The following is a 17,063-nucleotide window of genomic DNA, read 5'->3' on the forward strand; positions in this document are numbered from 1 at the left end:
GCGAGCCGCCCGGCCCGGGGCGGCCTGCCCGGCACCGCTCTCTCAGGCGGCCAGCTGCCGCACGTTGGCCCGCACCCACTCCACGATCGACGTGGTGGTGGCCCCGGGGGTGAAGATCTCCGCGACGCCCAGCTCCTTGAGGGGCGGGATGTCCGCTTCCGGGATGATGCCGCCGCCGAAGACCTTGATGTCCGCCGCGTCGCGCTCCTTCAGCAGCTCTATGACCTTCGCGAAGAGCGTGTTGTGCGCCCCGGAGAGGATGGACAGCCCGATCGCGTCGGCGTCCTCCTGGATCGCGGTGTCCACGACCTGTTCCGGTGTCTGGTGCAGCCCCGTGTAGATGACCTCCATGCCGGCGTCGCGCAGCGCCCGCGCGATGACCTTGGCCCCCCGGTCGTGACCGTCGAGCCCCGGCTTGGCCACCACCACGCGGATCGGACCCTGCACACCCATCACTGCCTCCCAGCCCTGCACGGCACGACACGGCACCTGTACGGAACAGGGCCGCCGGCCGACAACCGACGGGCGGCCGGCGCGGCCGCCCCAAGCGTGAACGAACGTTATCGCCAGCATCCCGTACCCGGCCGTTTCGTAACACTGAGGGAGGGGGAAATCACACATTGGGACACGTTCGCTACGCGTTGCGTTCCGCGCCTCTTCACGCGGCGGGACGGACGCACGGGGAGCCGCAGTGAGGTCGCCGTACCTCCGCGCCGTCAGCCGCGCGGCACGGAGGTCCGGCCCCTGAACGCTTCCGTCTTCGTATCCGTACGGTCAGGCAGCAGCTCGTTCGCATACTCGGCCGCAGCTCGTTCACGTACTTGTACGTTGCCGGAAACGGCTGCCCATGAGGGCATACGGGGGACAGAGTCGTTCTCCCGCGTGCCATTCGGGAGGTCGGCCATGAAGGCCCTGCCCTTTCTCTGCTGTCTGGCCCGCCCCTCGGCGCTGCTGCGCGCGACGGTAGTGGAGCTGGCGATCCTCGTCGGGCACCTGCTGCTGTACCCGACCGGCATCCACCAGGAACAGCCCAGAGCCCTCCCCGGCACGCCCGCCGGCCCGGGGCCGGAAGACGAAACCGACGGCGCGTACGGCACCGACGTGACCGATGACGGCACCGGCACCGCCGCCGATGCGTTCCCGGCCGCCCGGACGGCGCTGCTGCCCACCGAAGGCCGCGCCCGCCCCCCGGTGCTCCTGCTGCACGGCTTCATCGACAACCGTTCCGTCTTCGTGCTGCTGCGCCGCTCGCTGCTCCGGCACGGCTGGCGCCATGTGGAAGCGCTCAACTACTCGCCGCTCACCTGTGACCTGCGCAAGGCCGCCGAGCTTCTCGGCCGGCATGTCGAGCAGGTCTGCGAGCGCACCGGCCACAGCCGGGTCGACCTGGTGGGCCACAGCCTCGGCGGCCTGATCGCCCGCTACTACGCGCAGCGGCTGGGCGGCGATCTCCGTGTACGCACCCTGGTCACCCTCGGCACCCCGCACGGCGGCACCCGGGTCGCGCCTTTGATGTCGGCCCATCCGCTGGTCCGGCAGATGCGGCCGCATTCCGACGTGATCGTGGAGTTGGCGCGGCCCGCCCCGAATTGCCGTACGCATTTCGTCTGCTTCTGGAGCGACTTGGACCAGCTGATGGTCCCGGTGGAGACCGCGCGAATCGATCACCGGGATTTGATCACCCGCAGCGTGCGGGTATCCGGCGTAGGGCATCTCGCCCTCCCCGTCAACGGTGCGGTGGCAGCCGGAATACGGGAAGCGCTCGGCGCCGAGGAGGACGCGGAAGGCAGCGTGAGCGCCACGTCCGTGGCCTGACCCCGCCGCGCCCGTCCCGGCCCGGCCGCTGCCCGAGCGGTTTCCGCACGGCTCTGGCGTGGGCACTTTCCAAGGTCGCGTGCGCCCTTTCGACCGCCGCGCGCACACCGGCGCGCCCCGTGCCGCCTCGAACGCCCCTCGAACGCGGCGCCAAGAACTCGCATACTGTCCGCCGAAAGGCGGCCAAATGCCCGTTGTCGGGAAGCCCGAAACCTGCCGAAGATTGTCGCCGTCACGTACCGCCGGGTACAGTCGCCGCTAATTCTCCTGCTGCCGAGGCGAAAGAGAAGTGGTGGTGAACGACCGTCACTCGCCGGAGTCCCCCGCTCCGGCTGTCCCCTCTCCCGATGCCTCGTATGCGCATTACCCGGCCTACGAGTCCTACGGGCATCAGGACACCCAGGCCCGCCAAGCGGCATACGGCGACGGTGCCGCGTATTTCGGCGCGTTCCCCGGCCACCAGGCCACCGGCGCGCACGACGCTTCGCCGTACGACACCACCGCGTACGGCACCGACGCGTACGCCACCGCCGCGTACGCCACCGGTGCCTACGGTGGCGACTACGACGCGGGTACCCACCCCGCGGGCGTCTATGGCACCGGAACGGCCAACTCCGGCTCCCCCGCCACCGGCACACAGCCGGAGGCCGCCTACGACCCGTATTCCCACACGGCGTACGACGGCGGCTACGGCACCGGCGGCGCGGCCGCCCCCGACGGCTACGAGGCCACCGCGGTCTGGGGTGCCGTGGATCCGGACCTGATCGCCGGCATTCCGGCGCAGGCGGGCCCGCCGCAGGCCGGCCCGCCCCAGACCGGATACCCGTACGGCGGCGATGCCAGCTCCCAGTGGGAGACCATGACTTGGGCCGGACCGGGCCTGGGGCTGTACGGCGGCGAACCGCATGAAAACGGGCAGACGTACGGTTCCGGACCGTACGCGGACACAAACGATCAGTACGGGTCCGCTTACGGTACGTATGAGGCAGCTCCGGGTGCGGACGCTGCGGAGGACCGATTCGCCGACGAGCACGCCCGCGGCATAGGGGCCCCGCACACCGGCCCGCACGTGGCACCCCACGCCGACCCGCATGCCGCCCCGCACGCGGACCCGTTCGGTGCCACCGCCATCGCGGAAGCGCTCACCCAGACCACTCCGGCCATCACGCCCGACCTCGACGGCCTGGACGGATTCGACGGCCTCGGCCCCGAGGCCACCGGAGGCCCGGGAGCCCCCGGGACCGCCGAGGATCCTTCCGCCCCCGACATCACGCCCGACGGCGGCCCCGCCTCCGGCGGCGTGCCCGCCGCGCGGGGCTCCCGTTCGCGCCGTGCGGCGCAGGGCAGCAGCCCGGCCGGCCGCGGCCGCCGCCGTACCGCCAAGCGCTCCGCGCTGCTGACCGTCGCGGTGCCCTCGGTCGCCGCCATGGGCGTGTGCGCCGTCGCCGCCGCCTCCGTCACCAGTGGCGCCCAGAGCGGCACCAAGGACGGCACGAAGACCCAGGCCGCCGGGGACCCCGCGGCCGTGCAGCCGGCCGTGGCCAACAACAAGCTCGACACCCAGCTCGCCAGCCTCAGCGCGGGCGCCGACGACTTCGCCGACCGGGCCAGCCGTACGCAGGAGCGCATCGACCTCAAGGCCCGGCAGGCCGCCGAGAAGAAGCGCAAGGCCGAGGAGGCGGCGCGCAAGGAGGCGATGCGCCCCAAGTTCGCGCTGCCGGTCGCGCAGCACGGCCTGAGCGCGCTGTACGGGCAGGCGGGCGTGAACTGGATGTCCGTGCACACCGGCATCGACTTCCCGGTCGGCTACGGCACGCCGGTCGTGGCCGCCACCGACGGCACCGTACGCACCCAGTTCAACACCGCCTACGGGAACATGGCGATCGTGACCGCCCCGGACGGCACCGAAACCTGGTACTGCCACCTGAGCAGCACCAAGATCCGGTCGGGCAAGGTCAAGGCCGGTGACCAGATCGCCTACTCGGGCGACTCCGGCAACTCCACGGGACCGCACCTGCACTTCGAGGTGCGCCCGGGCGGCGGCTCGGCCGTCGACCCGCTGCCGTGGCTGCGCAGCCACGGCCTCAACCCGACCTGACCGGCCGCCACCGGACGGCCGGGAAGTACCGTCCGGCGCCCCCATGAGGCGCCGGACGGTTCCGTCAGAGCTTCCCCGCCGAGGTCAGGGCTTCCCGGCCGGCGTCAGGGCTTTCCGGCCGAGGTCAGAGCTTCTCCACCGGCGCGTACCGCAGCAGCAGCCGCTTCGGCTTCTCGCCGCCGAAGTCGATCGTCGCCTCCGCGTTGTCGCCGCTGCCCTTGACCGCGACGACCGTGCCCAGCCCGAAACTGTCGTGCGTGACGCGGTCGCCGACCGCCAGTGAGACGACCTCGCGGTCCTTGGCGCGCCGGGTCGCGAAGCCGCTCGGGCCCGCCTTCGTACGCGACGAGGACAGGCCGGAGCCGAAGCCCCCGCCGCCGGTGCCGGAGAGGCTGCCCATCGAGGCGGAGGGCGTCGCGGGGCCCGTGCGGCGCCAGTCCACGTACTTGTCCGGGATCTCCTCCAGGAAGCGGGACGGCGGGTTGTACGACGGCTGCCCCCAGGCGCTGCGCATGGTGGAGCGGGTCACGTAGAGCCGTTCGCGGGCGCGGGTGATGCCGACGTACGCCAGGCGGCGCTCCTCCTCCAGCTCCTTGGTCTGGCCGAGCGCGCGCATGTGCGGGAAGACGCCGTCCTCCATGCCGGTCAGGAAGACGGTGGGGAACTCCAGGCCCTTGGCGGTGTGCAGCGTCATGAGGGTGATGACGCCGGTGCCCTCCTCGTCCTCGTCCGGGATCTGGTCGGAGTCGGCGACCAGCGCGACCTGCTCCAGGAAGTCGGCGAGGGTGCCGGGATTGTCCTCACCGCGGTCCTGCTCGAATTCGAGGGCGACGGCGGCCAGTTCCTGGAGGTTCTCGATGCGGGTCTCGTCCTGCGGGTCGGTCGAGGACTGGAGCTCGGCCAGATAGCCCGTGCGCTCCAGGACCGCTTCCAGGACGGTGGCGGGGCCCGCGCCGGACTCGACGATGGTGCGCAGCTCCTCCATGAGCGTGTTGAAGCGCTTGACGGCGTTGGCGGAGCGCGCGGCCATGCCGTACGCCTCGTCGACGCGGCGCAGCGCCTGCGGGAAGGTGATCTTCTCGCGGGCGGACAGCGCGTCGATCATCGCCTCGGCGCGCTCGCCGATGCCGCGCTTGGGCACGTTCAGGATGCGGCGCAGCGGGACGGTGTCCTCCGGGTTGGCGAGGACGCGCAGGTACGCGAGGACGTCGCGGACCTCCTTGCGCTCGTAGAAGCGCACGCCGCCGACGACCTTGTAGGGCAGGCCGACCCGGATGAAGATCTCTTCGAAGACGCGGGACTGGGCGTTGGTGCGGTAGAAGACCGCCACGTCGCCCGCCCTGGCGTCGCCCGCGTCGGTCAGCCGGTCGATCTCGTCGGCGACGAACTGGGCCTCGTCGTGCTCGGTGTCGGCGACGTAGCCCGTGATGCGGGGGCCTTCGCCGGCGTCCGTCCACAGGTTCTTGGGGCGGCGGTTCTCGTTGCGCTCGATGACGGCGTTGGCGGCGCTGAGGATCGTCTGGGAGGAGCGGTAGTTCTGCTCCAGCATGATCGTCGTGGCGTCCGGATAGTCCTCCTCGAACTGGAGGATGTTACGGATGGTGGCGCCGCGGAACGCGTAGATCGACTGGTCGGCGTCACCGACCACGCACAGCTCGCCGGCCGTCTCGGCCGGTCCCACCAGCTCCCGTACGAGGGTGTACTGGGCGTGGTTGGTGTCCTGGTACTCGTCCACGAGGACGTGCCGGAAGCGGCGGCGGTAGTGGTCGGCGACATCGGGGAACGCCTGGAGGAGGTTGACCGTGGTCATGATGATGTCGTCGAAGTCCAGGGCGTTGGCCTCGCGCAGCCGGGCCTGGTACATCGCGTACGCCTCGGCGACGGACTTCTCAAAACCGTCGGCGGCCTGCTGGGCGAAGGTCTCCTCGTCGATGAGCTCGTTCTTGAGGTTGGAGACCTTGGCGCTGAAGGACTTGGGCGGGAACCGCTTGGGGTCGAGGTCCAGATCCCGGCAGACCAGGGCCATCAGGCGCTTGGAGTCGGCCGCGTCGTAGATCGAGAAGGAGGACGTGAAGCCCAGCTTCTTGGACTCGCGGCGCAGGATGCGCACGCACGCGCTGTGGAAGGTGGAGACCCACATGGCGTTCGCCCGGGGGCCGACCAGGTCCTCGACGCGCTCCTTCATCTCGCCCGCGGCCTTGTTGGTGAAGGTGATCGCGAGGATCTGGCCGGGGTGTACGCCGCGGGCGCCGAGCAGGTGCGCGATGCGGTGGGTCAGGACGCGGGTCTTGCCGGAGCCGGCGCCCGCGACGATGAGCAGCGGTCCGCCGCTGTGCACGACGGCGGCCTTCTGCTGGTCGTTCAGCCCCTCCAGGAGGGCGGCGGGGTCCACCGCGGGGCGGGGTGCGCCGTCGCGGTAGTACGGGTCGCGGCCCGGGCCCACGGCGTGCGGGATGCCGCCGGGCACGTCGAAGCGCCCGCCGAACAGGTCGGCCGGGATCTCCTCCGGTGCCGGACCGTCCCCGTCCTCGGGAGGCGGCGGGGGCTCCTCGCCGGTGGGTTCGAGGTCCGCCAGGAAGCTGTCGTCAAAGAGGCTGCTCATCGCCCATCGAGTGTAGGCCGCCGCACTGACAGCCCGGCCCGAACCGGGAAAACCGGCCGTGTGACCTGGCACGCCCCTGGCGGGTGGCCCGCGTCACAGGACACGACAGGACACGCCCCGGTCACGCAAAGAAGCAATCGTGAAAAGAAGCAGTCGCGAAAAGATCACGAAAAGGTTTCGGGCATAACGCACATCAGGCTTCACAGGCGCCTCACGGGTTGGCTACCGTGCTCGCTCGGGCAGCCCGCCGTCCCCGCGGTCGACAGCGTCCGCACGGGCCGCCCCCGCCGAGTCCGGCCCTGCCACCAGGCATCCGGAGCCGGGGACCCACACGTACCACCGGGGTGAATCGGCCGGTACGGCACACGGCGCGAGGCGCCTCGGGGCACCAGCCCCCGGGACCTCCCGCCGCCCGTACGGACCGTAGGGCAGCCTTCCGTAGTGACGCAGTGAACGCCCGAACCCGACAGCTAACCCGGTAGGCGGTCCACGGAAGGAGCGCCGATCTTGGCGTCGCACCGCAAGCCGCGCACCCGCATACTCACCTCGCCCGGGAGCCGCCGTACGGCCGCCGGGCTCACCACCGCAGCCCTCGCCTCGGTCACCCTGCTCTCGCAGACGGCCGAGGCGGCGCCGCGTCAGCCGCAGCAGTCGATCGAAGAGGTCAAGCAGAAGGTCGACGACCTCTACCGGCAGGCCGAGGTGGCGACCCAGAAGTACAACGCCGCCAAGGAGCAGGCCGACGAGCAGCGCGGCACCGTCGACCGCCTGCTGGACGACACCGCCCGGCGGACCCAGAAGATGAACGACGCCCGGCGCCGGCTGGGCACCTACGCCGCGGCCCAGTACCGCAGCGGTGGCATCAGCCCGACCGCGCAGCTGCTGCTGGCCCGCAACCCGCAGCAGTTCGCGGACCGCAGCCATCTGATGGACCAGCTGACCGGCGCGCAGAAGAAGGCCGTCAGCGACTACCAGGAGCAGCAGGCGAAGGCCGTACGGCAGCGGGCGGAGGCGTCCCGGAGTCTGGAGCGGCTCACCGAGACGCAGGCGTCCCTGAAGGAGTCCAAGAAGGACGTCCAGGAGAAGCTGGCCGAGGCCCGGCAGCTGCTGTCCCGGCTGACCGCCCAGGAGAAGGCGCGGCTCGCGGAGCTGGAGCGCAAGAAGGAGGCCGAGGCCAAGCGCAGGGCCGAGGAGCTGGCCCGTAAGCAGGCCGAGAAGGAGCGCAAGGAGCGGGAGGACCGCAAGCAGCACGACACTCCGGGCCAGGGCACCGGTTCCGGATCACCGGACGGCGGCTCCAGCGGTTCCGGTGGCTCCGGCGGCGGTACGTCCGACGACGGTTCGTACGCGACCAAGGCCGCCAAGGCGCTCGCGTTCGCCCGCGCCCAGATGGGCAAGCCGTACGTCTGGGGCGCGACGGGCCCGAATTCCTACGACTGCTCCGGCCTGACCCAGGCGGCCTGGAAGGCGGCGGGCGTCTCGCTGCCCCGTACGACCTGGGACCAGGTGAAGGCCGGCGACCGGGTGGCGACCAAGGATCTGAAACCCGGTGACCTGGTGTTCTTCTACAACGACATCAGCCATGTCGGCATGTACATCGGCGACGGCAAGATGATCCACGCGCCCAAGCCGGGGGCCAGTGTGCGGGTCGAGTCGATCTACTACATGCCGATCTACGGGAGCGTGCGCCCGGCATGAGAAGAGGGCCGTGGGGCGCACCCCACGGCCCTCAACCGCTCTTCGGCCGGCCTTCAAGCCGGCCCTCGACGGTCCCTCACCGGCCTCCGCTCACGTCCACAGCAGGGCGATGAAGATGTTGACCACCGTCAGCGCCCCCACCGCCAGGAAGAAGGGCTTCTCGACCTTCTCCTCGTCGCGCTTGACGTAGACCAGGCCCAGGATCACGACCAGTACGGCGAGCTTGACGCCCAGCTTGATGTTGTTGAGCGAGTGGTCCTGGGCCTGGTTGAGGCCGACCAGGATGACGCCGGTCACCAGCATCGTCAGCGCGCCGTGCAGCATGGCCGGCACGAAGCGGGCGTTGCCCGCGCTCATCGGCTTCAGCTGGGTCAGGAAGCCGCCGAGCAGCGACGCGATGCCGATGATGTGCAGACCCACGAAGACCTTGGTCACTACGTCCATAGTGGTGGATCGTAGCCCTCGCTTACCACGGCTTCGCACTCAGGTCCGCCTCTCTTCCGCTCCGGTCGGACTCCGCACCCGGCACGCCTTCGAGACGTGCGGCAGCGGGCAGGCGTACACACCGACAGGGCGAGAACGAGCAATACCCGTCAACCGGCTCCCTTTCGGGGGTGTCGAGGTTTAGCGTCCTCAATCAGGCGGCCGACTCCCCACCGCCGCCGGATTCCGCCCCGGCGGTCGTCGGTCGTCCCCGCCGAGAGGAACGGCGGCGGCCCGCTCCCCCTGTTACGGGCCGCCGCCGGACCCAGGAAGACGGGCGCCGGAGAGGCGCAGCCTCCGCCCGCACAACGGCCCGCCCTAAGATCGGGCCGTATGAACCTCCCTATAGACAACCCCCCTATAGATACGGCCGGTTCGCTCCCCTCCCCAACCCCCTCTGCCTCCCCCTCCCCCTCTGCCACCCCAACCCCCTCCGCTTCCCCGTCCTCCCAGCCCCTCGCCGATCACCCGGACCTCGTCCGGGCCTGGGTGCACGGCTTGGCGCGGTGCCGCGGTGCCGCGGCCCCCGTCGCGGCCCACGGCGGCTTCTACGTCGAGGTCCGCGTCCCCGTACGGTCGCCCCGTTACGTCTTCGCCGCAGCCGACCCGGACGTCCTCCGCGGTCTCGTCGCCTCGATCACCACCCCCAACCTGTGGATCAACGTCTGCGCCCCGCGCTCGGACATCGCCCCCGCCCTGCCTCCCACCTGGGAGATCGCCGAGCCGCAGTTTCTGATGTCGGCCGTCCTGCCCCCGGCGCCGACCCTCGTGGCCGCGCCGGCCGGCTACAGCGTCGAGACGGTGGACGAGGACGACACCGGCGTCCTCCAGTGCCGTGTCCTGGACGCCGCCACCGGCGCGCTCGCCGCCCGGGGACGGGCCGCTCTCGCCGATGCCGCCACACCCTCAACGGCGGTCTTCGACATGATCAACACCAGCGCGGGGCACCGCCGTCGCGGCCTGGGCACCCTCGTCATGAACGCGCTGTCGGCCCACGCGGTCCGGCTGGGTGCCGCCCGCGGCGTCCTCGTGGCCAGCCCCGCCGGGCGGGCCCTCTACCGGTCCCTGGGCTGGCGGCTCCACGCGCCGGTCACGGCCGTACGCATTCCGCCGCCGGAAGGCGGAACCACCGGCTAGCGGCGGTGCCCGGGGCCGGTGTGGCGCCGGGTCGCGTGGAGCGAGCCGAGCAGGTCGAGGGCCTGGGCGCTGGGACCGCCCGGTTCGGCGTGGTAGATGACGAGTTGTTGGCCTGGGGCGTCGCGTACGTCGAACGCCTGGTAGGTGAGGGTGAGCGGGCCGACGTCCGGGTGCCGGAGGCGCTTGGCGTCGCGGGTCTTGCCGCGCACGTCGTGGGCGTTCCAGAGGCGGGCGAATTCCGTGCTCCGCGCGGTGAGGGTGCGGACGAGTTCGCGCAGCCGTGGGTGGTCCGGGTCGTAGCCCGCAGCCTGGCGCAGGTTGGCGACGGTGGCCTGGGCGGCCCGGTCCCAGTCCATGAAGAAGTCCCGGGCCGCGGGGTCGGCGAAGGTCATACGGGCCAGGTTGTCCGCGGGCTCGAACGGGGCGTAGAGGGCGTCGGCCAGGGCGTTGGCGGCCAGGATGTCCAGGGCGGGGCCGAGGACGAGCGCCGGTGTGTTCGGGTATCCGTCCATCAGCTGACGCAGCGCTGGACTGACCTGCTCGGTGGCGTGCCCAGCGGCCTTGTCGTCGGGCGCGGTCCCGGCCAGCCGGTACAGGTGTGCGCGGGCGTCCGCGTCGAGGTGCAGCGCGCGGCTGAGGGCGTCGAGCACCTGCGCCGAGGGGTTGCGCTCGCGGCCCTGTTCCAGACGCGTGTAGTAGTCGGCGCTCACTCCGGTCAGGACGGCGACCTCCTCTCGGCGTAGTCCGGCGACCCTGCGGGCCCCGTAACTCGCCATCCCCACGTCCTCCGGTCGCAGCCCGGCACGGCGTGCGCGCAGGAAGTCCCCCAGGTGGTTGTCCAGGTGGTTGTCCAGGTGGTTGTCGTCCATGCGGCCAGGCTAGGCGGCGGTCCGGTGGGGTGCCTGGGTGTGCTGCACCCAGGCGGTACGCGTCCTGGTCGCTCGCTGCTGACCTGCGCAGACTCGGCGAAGCGGACCGGCCCCGACCGGAATCAACCGGAACCGACCGGCCCCGACCGGCCCCGGCAGTCAGCAGTCAGCAGTCAGCAGTCAGCAGTCAGCAGTCAGCAGTCAGCACTACGAGAGCAAGGACGGTTCCCATGGCAGGACTTCGACTCGACGGCAAGCTCGCATTGATCACCGGCGCGACCGGCGGCATCGGCGCGGCGACCGCCGAACGGTTCGCTCGCGAAGGGGCCCGGTTGGTGCTCACCGATATCGCCGAGGGGCCCCTGCGGAGCCTGGCCGACCGGATCGAGGCGTACGGCACGGACGTCGTCGCCGCCCGCCTCGATGTCTCCTCCGCGCAGCAGTGGGAGGAAGTGATCACCGTCGTACGCGACCGGTTCGGCGCCCTGGACGTCCTGGTGAACCTCGCTGGCATCGTGGACTGGCCGGGCATCGAGGACACCCGGGAGGAGGCCTGGGACCGCGTGATCGATGTGAACCAGAAGGGCACCTGGCTCGGCATGAAGGCGGCGATGCCGCTCCTGCGGGCGAGCGGCAACGCGTCGGTGATCAACACCTCGTCGGTGCTCGGGCTGGTGGGAAGCGGTTCGGCGGCGGCCTACCAGGCGTCCAAGGGGGCGGTACGCCTGCTGAGCAAGACCGCCGCGGTGGAGTACGCGCGGCAGGGCGTACGGGTCAACTCCGTACACCCCGGAGTGATCGCCACACCGATGATCCAGGAGATCCTGGACGAGCAGGGCGACCAGCAGCCGGACATCCGGCGCACCCCGATGCGCAGGGCCGGGCGCGCCGACGAGATCGCGTCCGCGATTCTCTTCCTGGCCTGTGACGACTCCTCGTTCGTCACCGGGTCGGAGCTGGTGGTGGACGGCGGGCTGACGGCGCACTGAGGGCCGTCTCCCTAGCCGTACGCCTATCCGTACGCCTAGCCGTATCCCTGTCCCCGTCCATATGTGCGGCTATGCGCGCCCGGGGCCCTGGGGGCGCTCCGGGCTCCGACCGTGCCCGGCACCGCGGCCGGGCTCCGCACCGTGGCCCGGCTCGGCACCATGGCCCGGCTCCGCGCCATGGCCCGGATCGGGCTTGTGGCCGCGCTCGGTGCCGCCGGCGGGCTGGGTGCCGATGACGCCGCTCAGCCAGCGGAAGACCTCCGGTATCTGGTTCTTCCATACGGCCGTGCCGTGGCCGCCGGCGCCCGGCGGGATCAGCTTGACCTTGACCGTCGTCGGGTTCTTGGCGAGCTGCTTGAGGGCGAGTCCGGCCTCGTAACCGTCACCGGCGGCCCCGGAGATGTAGAGGGCGCTGAGCGGCGGCTTGCCCGCCTGGTTGGCGGTCTTGAGGATGGTGAGCGGGTTGCTCTCGACGCGCAGCTTGGGGTCCTGGCCCGCGAGGGAGGCGGGCTCCATCTTCGGGTCGTTGAAGCCGGAGAGACTGATGGCGGCGCGGTAGCGGTCGGGGTGGGCGAGCGCCAGCTTGGCGGCGCAGTGCGCGCCGGCCGAGTAGCCCGCCACCGCCCAGGAGGCGGGCGCCTCCTCGGCCCGGAAGTTGTCGATCACCATCTGGCGTACGTCGACGCTCAGCCAGCTGTCCGCGTTGACCTTGCCCGGGATGTTGACGCAGCCGGTGTCCACCTTGCCCAGCAGGGTGGTGCGCGGTGAGACCAGGATGAAGGGCTTGACCTTGCCCTGCTCCATCAGCGGCTTGAGCTGCTCGGCGACCTTGAGCGTGCCCAGCCACGACTTGGCCGAGCCGGGGAACCCGGGCAGCAGCTCCACGACGGGGAACTTCTTGTCCTGGTAGGCGGGATCGTCGTACTGCGGCGGCAGCCATACGTACACCTCGCCGCTCACGCCCGAGATCCGCCCCTTGAACTCGCCCTCCTGGACGCCCGGTCCGACGACCGAGTCCTTGGGCGGGCCGAACTGCACCAGTTGCTTGGGCCCGTTCTTCGCCTTGAGTCCGCCCATGCCGTCCGGACCGAGGTCCTTGGCGGCCTCGACGTGGTCGGACGTGCCCAGCAGGTCGTCCCAGTTGTCGTAGAGGCTGTTGGCGTTGTTGACCATCACGAACACCAGCGTGATCGCGGTGACCTGTGCGAACAGCAGCATGCCCAGGCGCGCCACCGCCCGTACCACCTTCGGGCCACGGACGCGGCTCCACAGCGCGAACGGCAGCACGACCGCGATGACCAGCAGCGCAATCGCGGTCAGGAAGAAGGGCGTGCCCGTCAGACTCATCGGGGATCTACTCGCTTCCAGGGCGTGGTGCAGCGGTGGGCATGGTTCTGGCCCTGCCGACGGCAGCGAGCCTCTCCGCAAGATTAGATGGTCATCCGACACGCCGTGGTTGCGCCCTCTGAGGCCTTCTTTGCGAAGGTCCTCCGGAAAGAAGGGGGCTTGTGGTACGGGTCACAAGGCCGCGGTGACCGGCCCGGTGCGCCCCCGAGTGGCGGCCCAACTCGCCGGGTAAACCTGACATCCGTCATGCGAACCTGTGAGCGATGCCGTACCGCAGGTTGATGTCCGGGAGCGGCGTGGCCAGCAGAATCGCCGGTGAGCGAGAGAGATCGCAGGCCACCGACCGACCGCCGCCGGCTCCGCGGGAGCCCCCGGCCACGCACCGACGGAGACATGCCATGCCCCTGTCCCCACCGAGCCGCCGCCGCGTGCGGCTCGCCGCCACCGCCACGGCCGTCTTACTGGCCCTGCTCGCCCCGGCCCTCCCGGCCTCGGCCGCCGAGACGCCCGCCCCGCCCGCTCCCGTCGCTACGACCGCCGCAGACCGGCCGGCGCGGTCCGGCCTCGACCGCGAAGCCCTCGCGCGCTCCCTTCAGGATCTGCACAAGGAAGGCATGTACGGCGCCTACTCGGCCGTACGGAACGGCGACGCGGCCTGGCGGGGCGCCTCCGGTGTCGCCGACATCAAGACCGGCCGCCCGATGAGACCGGACTTCGAACACCGCATAGGCAGCATCACCAAGACCTTCACCGCCGTCGCCGTGCTCCGGGAAGTCGGCAGGGGCACCATCGAGCTGGACGCGCCGATCGGCCGCTACCTGCCGGGTCTCGTCCCCGGCGAGCGTGGCCGGGCGATCACGGTACGGATGCTGCTGAATCACACCAGCGGCATCGCCGACTACGGCTACGCCCTCTGGAGCAAGCCGGAGGACCTGGAGACCGGCCGCTTCCGCCACCACGACCCGCGGAAGCTGGCTCAGTTGGCCCTGGCGGCGGAGCCGACGGGCAAGCCCGGCGAGGCGCACCACTACGCCAACGCCAACTACGTGATAGCCGGATTGCTGCTGCGCAAGGTCACCGGGGAGACCCCCGAGACGTACATCACCGACCACGTCATACGGAAGGCCGGGCTGCGGCACACGTACTTCCCGCGCTCGCCCTACCTGACCGGGCCGCACGCCAAGATGTACGAGCGCCTGCACGGGATGTTCGACCCGCCGCACGAGTTCAGCGTCTACGACATGTCCTGGGCCGGTACGGCCGGCTCGCTGGTGTCGACCATGGACGACCTCAACACGTTCTTCCGCGCCCTGCTGACCGGCCGCCTGATCGGCAAGGCCGAACTGCGCGAGATGCAGACCACGGTCCCCGCCGGGAACGACCCGACCCTGCGGTACGGCCTGGGCCTGCTCTCGTGGGACCTGCCGTGCGGGCGGGTCTGGGGCCACAACGGTCTCGTCCCCGGCTCGGGGACCTGGTCCCTCTCCAGCCCGGACGGCAGCCGCCAGGTTTCACTCGGCACGAACCTGACGCGTTACTACGGCCTGAACCCGGACGGCACCGAGAAGTCGGGCCCCATCGACACCGCCATGGGCATACATCTGGTCCGGGCCCTGTGCAGTCGCTCCGCCGAGGGGGCAGGGTCACAGCCCCCGTCCACGGCTCCGCAGTCCTTGCCACAGTCCGTATCGCAGTCCGTATCGCAGTCCATACGGGTGCCGGCCTCGCCCCAGGCACCGGCCCGAGGCTGATCACCGCGGTTGCGCCGCGCTGCGGCTTCCGCTCGCCGTAGCGCTCACCGGGACCGGGCGCGGCGACAATGAGGATCATGCATGATGCCATTGAGGGCGACGGGCTGACCGTGGGTCAGGTGCAGGCGCGGCTCGGTGTGACGGTCCGCGCGCTGCACCACTGGGACGAGATCGGCCTCGCGCGGCCGTCGCTGCGCACGGCCGGCGGCTACCGGCTCTACACCGCCGCCGACCTGGAACGCCTGCACCGCATCGTCGTCTACCGCGAGCTGGGCCTCGGCCTGGACCGGATCCGGGCCGTCCTGGACGACTCGACCACGGACGTGGCCGACGCGTTGCGCGCGCAGCGCAAGCAGGTTGCCGAACGGATCGAGCGCCTCCAGCAGCTCGGCGCCGGGCTGGACCGCATGATCGACGCCCACGAGCGCGGCGTACTGCTGACCACCGAGCAGCAGGCCGCGATCTTCGGCCCCCGGTGGGACCCGGACTCGCCCGCCCGAGCCCGTCAGCACTACGGGGACACGACGCAATGGCGGCAGTTCGCCGAACGCTCGGCCTCACGCGGGCCGGAGGAATGGCAGGCCGTCGCCGACGCCGTGGCCGGACTCGACCGCGCCCTCGCGGACGCGATGGACGCCGGAGTCGCGCCCGGCAGCCCGGAAGCGGAGCGACTCGTCGAGCGGCACCGCGAGGTCTTCGCCTCGTACTTCCCTCTCACCCGGCAGATGCAGGTCTGCCTCGGCCGCATGTACGAGGCCGACCCGGGATTCGCCGCCCACTACGACGCCATCCGCCCCGGCCTGGCCACCTGGCTCCGCCACATCATCGACGCCAGCGCACGCGCCCACGGCATCGACCCCGACACCGCGGCCTGGGAGTAGGGCGCGGGCTGGGTGGGACCAGGGGGCAAAGGGCAAGGGTTGAGGAAGGGTCCTCTTCTTGCTGGCGGTTCAGTTGGGGTTTGGGTGGTGGTTGCTGCCGTTGCCTACGCGTTGTGTGCTGGACTCCGCCGAGCCCGGGCGGGAGCGGGAACCGGAGCGGCAGAGGTGGGCGAAGTGAGCGGTTCGCTGGGCGCGTAGGTGGTCGGCGGCCGGATCCGGGGGCGGGATGTCGCCTCGGCAGGGGCGACACAGACCGCCGGGGAGGGCTTCGGGGCGGCCCGGTACGCCGCATTCCGTGCACTCCATGATGCGGGTGGGGGCGCGTGGCGAGGTGGCCTCGGGTGGTGGGGCGGGCGGGAGTTTGGCCGTCAGGCGGGTGCGGGCGATGGCGCCCGGGGAGTGGACCTCGGGCGGCAAACCGGCGGTCAGGGCCGTGATCAGGTGGGTGGCCGACACGCCGTGGGCCAGCCATTGCGCCGCCAGGTCTTCCAGGGCGGCGCATTCGGCGGCGGAGAGCATCATGCGGGGGTCGGCGGTGCCGAGCGCGGCGAGGGCCGCGTAGGCGGCCGAGCGGGGTGGTGGGGCCGGGTGGGGGTTGGAGGCGGCCTCGGCACGCAGTGGCGCGGCGGATCGAGGCGGGGGTTCGGGGGCTGCGGATTCGGGGGCTGCGGGCTCGGGCGCTTCCGGTTCGGGCGCTTCCGGTTCGCGGACTGCGCGTTCGCTGATTGCGGGTTCCGGGGTCGGGGTCAACGGTTCGGAGGTTGGCGGTCGCTCGTCCGGAGGGAGTTGTGGGGGTGCGTTGCCGGTCAGGAAGTGGCGCCACCAGGTGTCGTCGCGGGCGGTACGGGTGAAGTACGTGCGGTAGACCCACTGGGAGCGGCCGTCGCCGACGGTTTCCTGGACCCGGCGCAGGTGACCAGCGGCGGAGAGGCGGGTGAGGGCCGAGCGTACGGCTTGCTGGCCGTAGCGGGGCTGGGCGGCCGCGAGGGTTTTGACGTCCATGGCGGCGCCGTCCGGAAGCCGGTCGACGAACGCGGCGATGAACGCTTCGCGTTCGGGGAGGTGCGAGAAGTCCCCTGGTCGGCGGCGCGCTTGGTCCGGGGCGGAGCGTTTGCCGTAGCCGGGGGCCGCGAGGCGGGGCCCGGGGACGGCGGGCGAGGCGGTGGGCGCGCAGGGCGCCGTAGTAGGTTTGGCGTCAGCCATTGAGATCGACCTTACCGATCTTGAAGGTTAGGCCCCGGTTCGGTGTTGGTAGCACCGGCCGGGGTCGTTTGTCGTGCGTGCGCTGCTTGCTGCGGCGAACGCTAGGGGGTGGCGACGGGCTGTGGCAAGCCGGTCGCGGAAAGTCATGTGCGCTGGTACGCGCGGGGGTTGGGAGGGCGGGTGGGTTGTG

13 protein-coding genes are annotated in these 17,063 nt (G+C 71.3%); 7 read left to right on the forward strand and 6 right to left on the reverse strand.

The window, feature by feature from the left end:
• Positions 1–42: 42 nt before the first annotated feature.
• On the reverse strand, positions 43–453 hold the full coding sequence (icmB, locus tag CP973_RS35715) for a coenzyme B12-dependent isobutyryl CoA mutase small subunit (RefSeq protein ID WP_003985249.1): 411 nt from the start codon (positions 451–453) through the stop codon (positions 43–45).
• A 450-nt stretch (positions 454–903) separates the two neighbouring features.
• On the opposite strand from icmB, the gene CP973_RS35720 reads away from it, so the two are divergent.
• Positions 904–1,815 carry an esterase/lipase family protein gene (locus CP973_RS35720; protein ID WP_150248234.1) on the forward strand — a complete coding sequence of 304 codons (912 nt, stop codon included), beginning with the start codon at positions 904–906 and terminating at the stop codon, positions 1,813–1,815.
• Between the two features lie 292 nt (positions 1,816–2,107).
• A complete protein-coding gene (locus CP973_RS35725) occupies positions 2,108–3,913 on the forward strand; it encodes a M23 family metallopeptidase (protein ID WP_425282053.1) in 1,806 nt (601 codons plus the stop codon).
• 124 nt (positions 3,914–4,037) lie between these two features.
• Here the strand turns inward: CP973_RS35725 and pcrA are convergent, their stop codons facing one another.
• Positions 4,038–6,515 (reverse strand): DNA helicase PcrA, encoded by a 2,478-nt coding sequence (gene pcrA / locus CP973_RS35730; RefSeq protein ID WP_150248236.1) that lies wholly within the window; start codon positions 6,513–6,515, stop codon positions 4,038–4,040.
• Positions 6,516–7,022: 507 nt separating this feature from the next.
• Between pcrA and CP973_RS35735 the strand changes: the two genes are divergently transcribed.
• A complete protein-coding gene (locus CP973_RS35735) occupies positions 7,023–8,213 on the forward strand; it encodes a C40 family peptidase (protein WP_150248239.1) in 1,191 nt (396 codons plus the stop codon).
• 90 nt (positions 8,214–8,303) lie between these two features.
• On the opposite strand, the gene CP973_RS35740 is transcribed toward CP973_RS35735, so the two are convergent.
• Positions 8,304–8,657 (reverse strand): hypothetical protein, encoded by a 354-nt coding sequence (locus CP973_RS35740; RefSeq protein ID WP_150248241.1) that lies wholly within the window; start codon positions 8,655–8,657, stop codon positions 8,304–8,306.
• 537 nt (positions 8,658–9,194) lie between these two features.
• Here CP973_RS35740 and CP973_RS35750 point away from each other — a divergent pair.
• Complete coding sequence (locus tag CP973_RS35750) at positions 9,195–9,833, forward strand: GNAT family N-acetyltransferase (RefSeq protein WP_150248243.1); 639 nt, start codon at positions 9,195–9,197, stop codon at positions 9,831–9,833.
• On the opposite strand, the gene CP973_RS35755 is transcribed toward CP973_RS35750, so the two are convergent.
• Positions 9,830–10,702 (reverse strand): helix-turn-helix domain-containing protein, encoded by an 873-nt coding sequence (locus CP973_RS35755; RefSeq protein WP_150248245.1) that lies wholly within the window; start codon positions 10,700–10,702, stop codon positions 9,830–9,832. The genes CP973_RS35750 and CP973_RS35755 overlap by 4 nt on opposite strands.
• Before the next feature lie 230 nt (positions 10,703–10,932).
• Here CP973_RS35755 and CP973_RS35760 point away from each other — a divergent pair, with 230 nt between their 5' ends.
• Positions 10,933–11,691 carry an SDR family NAD(P)-dependent oxidoreductase gene (locus tag CP973_RS35760; protein WP_150248247.1) on the forward strand — a complete coding sequence of 253 codons (759 nt, stop codon included), beginning with the start codon at positions 10,933–10,935 and terminating at the stop codon, positions 11,689–11,691.
• Between the two features lie 69 nt (positions 11,692–11,760).
• Here CP973_RS35760 and CP973_RS35765 read toward each other — a convergent pair whose 3' ends face one another.
• A complete protein-coding gene (locus CP973_RS35765) occupies positions 11,761–13,038 on the reverse strand; it encodes an alpha/beta hydrolase (protein ID WP_150248249.1) in 1,278 nt (425 codons plus the stop codon).
• A gap of 398 nt (positions 13,039–13,436) precedes the next feature.
• Between CP973_RS35765 and CP973_RS35770 the strand changes: the two genes are divergently transcribed.
• Positions 13,437–14,789, forward strand: coding sequence for a serine hydrolase domain-containing protein (locus tag CP973_RS35770; protein ID WP_150248251.1), 1,353 nt, complete (start codon positions 13,437–13,439; stop codon positions 14,787–14,789).
• Between the two features lie 77 nt (positions 14,790–14,866).
• Positions 14,867–15,670, forward strand: a complete 804-nt coding sequence (locus CP973_RS35775) for a MerR family transcriptional regulator (protein WP_150248253.1) — start codon at positions 14,867–14,869, stop codon at positions 15,668–15,670.
• A gap of 69 nt (positions 15,671–15,739) precedes the next feature.
• Here the strand turns inward: CP973_RS35775 and CP973_RS35780 are convergent, their stop codons facing one another.
• Positions 15,740–16,873: a MarR family transcriptional regulator gene (locus CP973_RS35780; RefSeq protein WP_150248255.1), complete on the reverse strand. Its 1,134-nt coding sequence runs from the start codon at positions 16,871–16,873 to the stop codon at positions 15,740–15,742.
• Positions 16,874–17,063: the final 190 nt, after the last annotated feature.

The organism is Streptomyces albofaciens JCM 4342 (genome assembly GCF_008634025.1).
Lineage (GTDB): Bacteria > Actinomycetota > Actinomycetes > Streptomycetales > Streptomycetaceae > Streptomyces > Streptomyces albofaciens.

Excerpts from the sequence above, each read along its gene's own strand:
- icmB (WP_003985249.1), bottom strand. The coding sequence starts at position 453 with ATGGGTGTGCAGGGTCCGATCCGCGTGGTGGTGGCCAAGCCGGGGCTC.
- CP973_RS35720 (WP_150248234.1), top strand. The coding sequence starts at position 904 with ATGAAGGCCCTGCCCTTTCTCTGCTGTCTGGCCCGCCCCTCGGCGCTG.
- pcrA (WP_150248236.1), bottom strand. The coding sequence starts at position 6,515 with ATGAGCAGCCTCTTTGACGACAGCTTCCTGGCGGACCTCGAACCCACC.
- CP973_RS35740 (WP_150248241.1), bottom strand. The coding sequence starts at position 8,657 with ATGGACGTAGTGACCAAGGTCTTCGTGGGTCTGCACATCATCGGCATC.
- CP973_RS35755 (WP_150248245.1), bottom strand. The coding sequence starts at position 10,702 with ATGGACGACAACCACCTGGACAACCACCTGGACAACCACCTGGGGGAC.
- CP973_RS35760 (WP_150248247.1), top strand. The coding sequence starts at position 10,933 with ATGGCAGGACTTCGACTCGACGGCAAGCTCGCATTGATCACCGGCGCG.
- CP973_RS35765 (WP_150248249.1), bottom strand. The coding sequence starts at position 13,038 with ATGAGTCTGACGGGCACGCCCTTCTTCCTGACCGCGATTGCGCTGCTG.
- CP973_RS35770 (WP_150248251.1), top strand. The coding sequence starts at position 13,437 with ATGCCCCTGTCCCCACCGAGCCGCCGCCGCGTGCGGCTCGCCGCCACC.
- CP973_RS35775 (WP_150248253.1), top strand. The coding sequence starts at position 14,867 with ATGCATGATGCCATTGAGGGCGACGGGCTGACCGTGGGTCAGGTGCAG.
- CP973_RS35780 (WP_150248255.1), bottom strand. The coding sequence starts at position 16,873 with ATGGCTGACGCCAAACCTACTACGGCGCCCTGCGCGCCCACCGCCTCG.